The sequence below is a fragment of the Gulosibacter sediminis genome, from assembly GCF_014904065.1.
Taxonomy (GTDB): domain Bacteria; phylum Actinomycetota; class Actinomycetes; order Actinomycetales; family Microbacteriaceae; genus Gulosibacter; species Gulosibacter sediminis.
On sequence record NZ_JACXJG010000009.1, the window covers coordinates 1 to 6,560 of the forward strand.

The following is a 6,560-nucleotide window of genomic DNA, read 5'->3' on the forward strand; positions in this document are numbered from 1 at the left end:
CCTATCCGTGCAGCAGTCCCCGCCGTAGCAGTAGTAGGTCGCATCGCAGACCCGTTGCAGCACGGCCTTGAGTTCCCCGTCGCGACAGGCTCTGGCACTGCGGAGACGCTGCTTGAAGTCGAGGTACGAGCTCCTCGCAATGCGTGCGGGCGTGTGCTTGAGCGCGCGCACGATCGGCTCGACACCGAGCTCGTGACGGTACTCGTCAATGAACTTGACGAGTACCTCGACCGGCGGTCGATCTCCGACGCGAAAAAAGCTGACGCCTTCTTCAGGATCTCATTCGCGCGATTGACTTGCGCGAGTTCTGCGCGCAAGCGGCGGTTCTCCGCGGCAAAGTCAGTTCCCCCGACAGGTGCAGTTGCGACAGACTGTTTGTGTTGTGACACGCAGGAGCGCAGGGTTTCGCTGTTGTTACCGAGCTCGTCTACGACACGTCGTACGGCACCAGTCGCGGCCGTTTGATCGTATTGGGCCTGGAGTACGAGCTCAATCGCTCGAGCTTCGAGTTCCGGCGAGAATTTCGGGGACATGAGCAGGACTCTCCTTTTCCTGATTCCCGCCCACCATCAAAGACAGGACGGTCTAGACAAGTGGGCAAGCTCACGCGTTTTCAGCAGAATCGGAAGGTGTCGCGCGGCACCCGCGATGGTTGCATCATCACATTCACCAACGAGCTCACGTCGATCTGGGCTACCAACTCAAATGCAACAACTACACAACATCACAACGAACAATCACGAGAATCTATCCAGTACGTTAATCAAGACACAAACCAAATTAACACTCGGGAAATGTGCAGGCTCTCACTCTCTGAACGGCGACTAGTTAGTCTGAATCACCAATCAACATGTGCGACAACTGCGCTGGAGACTCAAAAAGATGTGGACCATGCTCTTTTTTCGCATGGTACAATTTATCAGCTACAGTGAGTCGATAACGACGTGAAGTTCGGCTAGTAGATCTTGCCACATAGTGCTTCCGTGCACACCGAAGCTACTGATGGTTCTTAGCCACTAGCTTCTCCTTACCCCGCTTTTTGCGATGTGAATTCCACGTTCGACAGGATACGCTCTAATCGGTTCCGCGTAAGCAGAAATCTAACACAGACCTGCGGTCCAATTAACGCGCCGAAGCCTCCAACAGTATTTGTGCATCGACCACACCAGGAGTGAAGGCCTCGAGCCCACTTCGCCTGGATTCAAATTCATCTAAAAAATCCTCAGGCGATGGCGCCAATTTTAATGGCAAGTCCTTTGGCCCGTAATCCCACCATTTCGAATCGAGAAATCGAGTGATTATTTCATTTGAGAATCTGGGACGAATAACTTGCGCTGGATTTCCTCCGACAATCGTGTAGGGGTCCACGTCTTTAACGACATGGGAGTTGCCAGCAATGATAGCCCCATCACCAATTGTTACTCCCTGCGCAATTGAGACACGCCAACCTATCCACACATCGTTCCCAATTGAAACTATCCCTTTTTGCTTTGAGCTTACGTCATGCGGGGGAAACTCCAACCGTGGAGCCTGGTCCTTGTATGCAGAGAATGCCCGGCTCGAACTCTCATAAGTAACATTAGAGGTTGTCGCCCAACCCACGGGGTGGCTGAATCCTAGTACTCCAACCGACGACCCAATACAACAGTATCGCCCAACACTGAGATTCGGCGACATCGGACTGTTCGAGTAAGAGAATGCCACCATCGTAGTCAGAGTATTTCCCGCAAAGAATGATGAGTAGGATTCAACTTTAGCCTCATCCGATATTTTCCAAAACTCACCCCTTACTCCCGCTTGTGATTGAGTAATCACATTTCGATCGAGAAGCAATTCCTCAACCGCTTTGTTAACCTTAATGGTACGCAATGCCAGCCTCTGCAAATTTATACACCAGTTTATTCAATCAACAAGCAGTGGATTGTTTGTTAGACACCCGTATTAGCAAAATGCTCGGCAATGAACCGTGTTGATTCATCTACCCAATACTGCCGACTCTCGAGCGACAAGAACACTTTGGCAAGCAGTATTTCACTATCTAAGAATTCTTCGACGCCAAGATCGGCATACCCCGTGTCATTCAGTGCCGTGTTATAAAGCTTGAGAATACACTGCCGATCATTTAGCAGGAAATCTTCAGCCGGTATATCCTTCCGCAATACCACCTCTTGTGTCTTGAATGAATATTCGGGACTATATCCAGGCGACACTAATCCATAGTCAATAGACCTTACGAGAGAACCATTATCAGCAATCAAGCCCTTTAGGTTTCCAGGATTTCCCCATGTCTGTACGTCTTGCGTCATCATGTTACCCGCAGCCTGATTCAAAATACTATTACCCGGCGTCGCGCCAAAGAATGCTTCACAATGCCACAACAAGTTTCCGCTTGGAAGAAGCGGCGTTAAGTTGTTTCGAAAGTCCTTAAGCACAACCGTATCCGCATCAAGCCAGTAACCCCCGAGGTCAGATACGAGCTTCATCCGTAGATAGTCCGATTTTGCTACAATCTTGCGAATTTCAGCTCTCTCTCCACTACCTATGCTAGTGAATCGCCAATTCTTTTCTATTGTTTCGTCGTCTACATAGTCGCTGGCGTTTTTTGGCCCAATAAAAACGAACGAGCCCCCTAGGGAACGCTGCATACTTACGAGCGATAGCAAAACATATGGAGGAGGTGCAAATTTCGTTGCAATGTTTTCCCAGTACGTATAGATATTGTCAGCCATTTCAATTCTCCGTGCAATGTGGATCTTGGGCCCCAAACTTTACACTTATTACCTTGCCAAAGCACGGAGACCCAGCCATGCTCACTCACTTAGTCTTACTCGCCCGGCGGTCCTGCGGGTGCCAGTGCTCGGCGTCTATCAGCGCCAAATTCCCTTGGTATCGATGACGACCTTCTGCTCCATTAGCGTACGGTCGGCATCCTTGAACTGGTGGTGGTCGACGAGCAGCAGCACGATGTCGGCGTCGGTAACCGCTTCCGTGAACGTTGCCTTCGAGATGTTGGCGTGCTTAGTTAAGCGCTCAGGCAGTTCGTCGACATTCGGCTCAACCACGCGCAGCTGCGCATCCGGAATTTGGTCTGCGAGCTTGTCCACGATGCCGAGCGACGGCGACTCGCGCAGGTCGTCGATGTCGGGCTTGAACGCGATGCCGAGGGCAGCGATAATCGGCGCCTTGAAGCGCTCGGCGCGCTCGATAACCCGATTGATGACGTACTCGGGCTTGCTGTCATTGACATCGCGAGCCATCTTCACGAGGCGCGACGTGGTCGGTGCCGCCGAGACGATGAACCACGGGTCGACCGCGATGCAGTGGCCGCCAACGCCAGGGCCCGGCTGCAGAATGTTCACGCGCGGGTGGTGGTTCGCGAGCTCAATGAGTTCCCACACGTTAATTCCGAGCTCGTCGCAGATGAGCGACAGCTCGTTCGCGAAGGCGATATTGACGTCACGGAACGAGTTCTCGGTGAGCTTCGCCATCTCGGCGGTGCGGGCGTCAGTGACGAGCATCTCGCCCTTGCAGAACGTCGAATAGAGGTCGCGCGCCATCTCGGTCGCGCGTGGCGTCACGCCGCCGATGACGCGGTCGTTCTCGGCCATCTCGACCATGATGCGGCCGGGCAGCACGCGCTCGGGGCAGTGCGCGAAGTAGACGCTGTTCTTGTGGCCGTCTTCGGCCGTGAGATCGGGGCGCGCGTTGAGCACGTACTCGGCCATCTTCTCGGTGGTGCCGGGAGGGGAGGTCGACTCGAGAATGATGAGCTCGCCGCCCTTGAGCTGCGGGGCAATGTTCTCGGCTGCGGCCTTGATGTACTTCGGGTCGACTTTGTGGTCGTCCAGGAACGGCGTCGGCACGCAGACGATGTAGGCATCGGCCTCGGGTGTCTCGGTCTGCGCCGTGAGGCGGCCGCGTGCGACCACGCCAGCGAGCAGCGACTCGAAGTCGGGTTCGAAGAACGGCACCTCACCGGCATTGATCTGGTCGACGAAGCTCTGCTTGATGTCAACACCGATCACCTTCGTGTCGGTGCTGCCGCTCGAAGCGATAAACGCCGCCGTGGGCAGGCCGATGTAGCCGAGGCCGACTACACACACCGTGCCGAAATGCGACTCAGGTGCGGGTGCATTCATGCGTTGTGTCCTTCACTATTCACCGACGAGCGTGTGCTGCTCGTTCAAACCGTATGACTCGACCCTCGCGTTCGCGAGAAACTCGAGATCCTCAACCTGCCAGGTGTGACTCGTTGCCCCACGCATCTGCATGAAGTTAAAGCGATCTGCAGAGTAAACGCGGCCACCGACATCGCCGACGCTGCGCAAGAACGCGGTGTCCTCACCGCGACTGCGCGACTCGAACGGGTTTGCCTCGAACACCCCGCGGCTGCCCACGAGCGTCGGACCCGCGACGAACGTCGTCCAGCGGTGCTCGCGCTCGGGATTGCGCAGCAGAATCGCGTCGCGCGCACCCAGGTAGAGGTAGTTCGCCTGCTTGCCGACCACATCCGCGCCGCTAAACCAGAGCGCGTTCGTCTGGTCGAGCAGATACTGCGGGCCGTAGAGGTCGTCGTCGTCCATCTTCGCGACAAACTCGCCGTCGGACATCCGCACGAGCTGGTTCAGGCAATCGCCGAGCTGCCAGGCCTCCTCGCCGCGATGCACCTCGACGTTCTCGAGGCCGAGCTCGCGGGCCTGCGCGCGGTAGTCGGCCACATCGAGATCGAAACCGTGCGTGACCAGCGCGAGCTGCACATCCACACCCTGCTGGCGCGCCACCTGCTCGAGCGCGTGCCGCACCTGCCCGGGGCGGTTCGTCGACACCATCGCCGTGACGCTGCGTCGCTGCGTCTTCGACTCGTGCTCGATACCGGCGACGCGCAGCACCTGCTCGGCACGATGCGTGTAGGTGTGCTCGCCCCAGATCTTGCGCTGCGCCCGGTGCACCATGCGATCACGCAGCTGCGCCGAGTTCACGAGCGCGCGCATGCCCCAGCGAGCGTGCTCGGGGGTGTCGACGACGAGCACCTCGTCTTGCGTGAAGTAGTTCGGAATCGCGGCGCTCGGGGCGCTCACGACCGGGGTGCCGCTCGCGGTGATCTCGAAGACGCGGCGCGCGCACATGCTCGGGCTGTCGACCACCGAGTTCACGTTGAGGAACACCTTGTGCTCACGGTAGGCGCTGAGCATCTTGTCGTACGGCAGCGAACCCACCACGCGCTCATCGAACGGCGCGGGGAACTGGTAGTTCTCGTCACCGCCCGCGAAGCGGCTGTAGATCGTGAGGCCGCGCGTCATCTTCGCGCTGACGTCGTTCGCCGCGCCGAGCAGCAGATTCATCTGCTCGCGGCGCTCGGGGTACTTGTGCGCGAAGTACATGCCGGCGAAGGCGATATCGCCCTCGGGCTCGCCGCCGCGGGTGCGGATGGGGTTGTGGATCGCCGGCTGCGCCGCAAAGTTGAGCACGTCGACGCGGTCGTGGCCGAGCCGCTCGCGGTAGTCGGGCAGCTTGTTTGCGTCGGAGGTGAAGACGGCGTCGAAGAGCTTTGCGGTGTCGAGGAAGTCGTCGAAGTGCGGCGGATCCTCTTTGTTCCAGAAGGCGGTGGGGATGCCCTTCTCGTGGCAGTACTCGACGACGTCGCGCAGCGCCTGGCTCGGGGCCCGCGAGCCGGTGAGCTGGTACTGCCAGGCGCCGTGGTTACCGTTCCATGCCGACTCGACGAAGAGCAGATCGACGTCGAGCATCTGCTCACGCCACGTCGCTGGCTTGAGTTCGACGGTGGTGAACTCGTAGCCCCACGCCTGCAGCGAGAAGTCGTCCATGATCACCGCGACGCGCAGATCGCCGAACGCCTTCAGGCGCTCGATCGGCTCATAGGACTCGACGTCGAGCGGGTCGAAACTGTCGGCGCTGCCCTTGCGCGGTGCGTCGTTGACGCCGAGTCGCTGGCGGCGCTGCCACTCTCGCAGTTGGCTGGGCCCACCGTGGCGAAGGTGCCACAGGGCCGTGCGCCAATTGCTGGGCGTGCGGCTCATCCACTCGACTTTCTGACGGGCCTGCGCCACGTGCAAGAACGGGTGACGCGGGCGGGGGTACAACACACGGGTACGCGGCCCCGCTTCAAGCCGACCTTAACAGGTGGCCGTAACCCGAAAGTGACGCGGCCTAGCCGACATTGCTCTACGAAGTCTGTGGGAGAGCTTCAATTGCGTCGCCTGCTGCGACGCAAGGCGTGCATTGAGCTGCGTAACGTTAAGCGGCGGGGTAACTTCGCTCACGCTGATGCTGCCTTCCATGCGGCCGCGTCCTGCTCGTCAATCATGTCTCGTCTGAGCGCCACATCGACCACGGCCTCCCACCGGTCGAGCGGTGTCCGGCCCCGCATATCCTCCAGCGCCCGTCGAACGNCAGAATGCCCTCATAGTGGGAGAGGTCGTCATCGGGTACGTCAGGCCGGTTCTCCAGCTCCATCCATTCCGGCAGCCTGCGCCGCACGCGACGACGCGTACCGACACGCACCTTTGGCGGATTGAACCGCCCGAGCCCGAGCAGATCGA

The 6,560-nt window shown here is 58.4% G+C and carries 4 protein-coding genes and 1 other annotated feature; all 4 genes read right to left on the reverse strand.

The window, feature by feature from the left end; translation table 11 throughout:
* Positions 1–146: 146 nt before the first annotated feature.
* Positions 147–261, reverse strand: a sequence feature (AL1L pseudoknot).
* 861 nt (positions 262–1,122) lie between these two features.
* The 4 genes from ID132_RS04660 to ID132_RS04675 all read right to left on the reverse strand — a co-directional run bounded on the left by ID132_RS04660 (position 1,123) and on the right by ID132_RS04675 (position 6,038).
* A complete protein-coding gene (locus ID132_RS04660; RefSeq protein ID WP_193127968.1) occupies positions 1,123–1,521 on the reverse strand; it encodes a CatB-related O-acetyltransferase in 399 nt (132 codons plus the stop codon).
* Between the two features lie 407 nt (positions 1,522–1,928).
* Entirely contained in the window at positions 1,929–2,729 is an 801-nt protein-coding gene (locus ID132_RS04665) for a capsular polysaccharide synthesis protein (protein WP_193127969.1), read from the reverse strand.
* Between the two features lie 138 nt (positions 2,730–2,867).
* Positions 2,868–4,139 (reverse strand): UDP-N-acetyl-D-mannosamine dehydrogenase, encoded by a 1,272-nt coding sequence (wecC, locus tag ID132_RS04670; protein ID WP_193127970.1) that lies wholly within the window; start codon positions 4,137–4,139, stop codon positions 2,868–2,870.
* 15 nt (positions 4,140–4,154) lie between these two features.
* Positions 4,155–6,038: a glycosyltransferase family protein gene (locus ID132_RS04675; protein WP_193127971.1), complete on the reverse strand. Its 1,884-nt coding sequence runs from the start codon at positions 6,036–6,038 to the stop codon at positions 4,155–4,157.
* Positions 6,039–6,560: the final 522 nt, after the last annotated feature.

What these genes read in the sequence shown, in the direction of transcription:
- ID132_RS04665 (WP_193127969.1), bottom strand. Translation starts at nt 2,729, where the DNA reads ATGGCTGACAATATCTATACGTACTGGGAAAACATTGCAACGAAATTT.
- wecC (WP_193127970.1), bottom strand. Translation starts at nt 4,139, where the DNA reads ATGAATGCACCCGCACCTGAGTCGCATTTCGGCACGGTGTGTGTAGTC.
- ID132_RS04675 (WP_193127971.1), bottom strand. Translation starts at nt 6,038, where the DNA reads ATGAGCCGCACGCCCAGCAATTGGCGCACGGCCCTGTGGCACCTTCGC.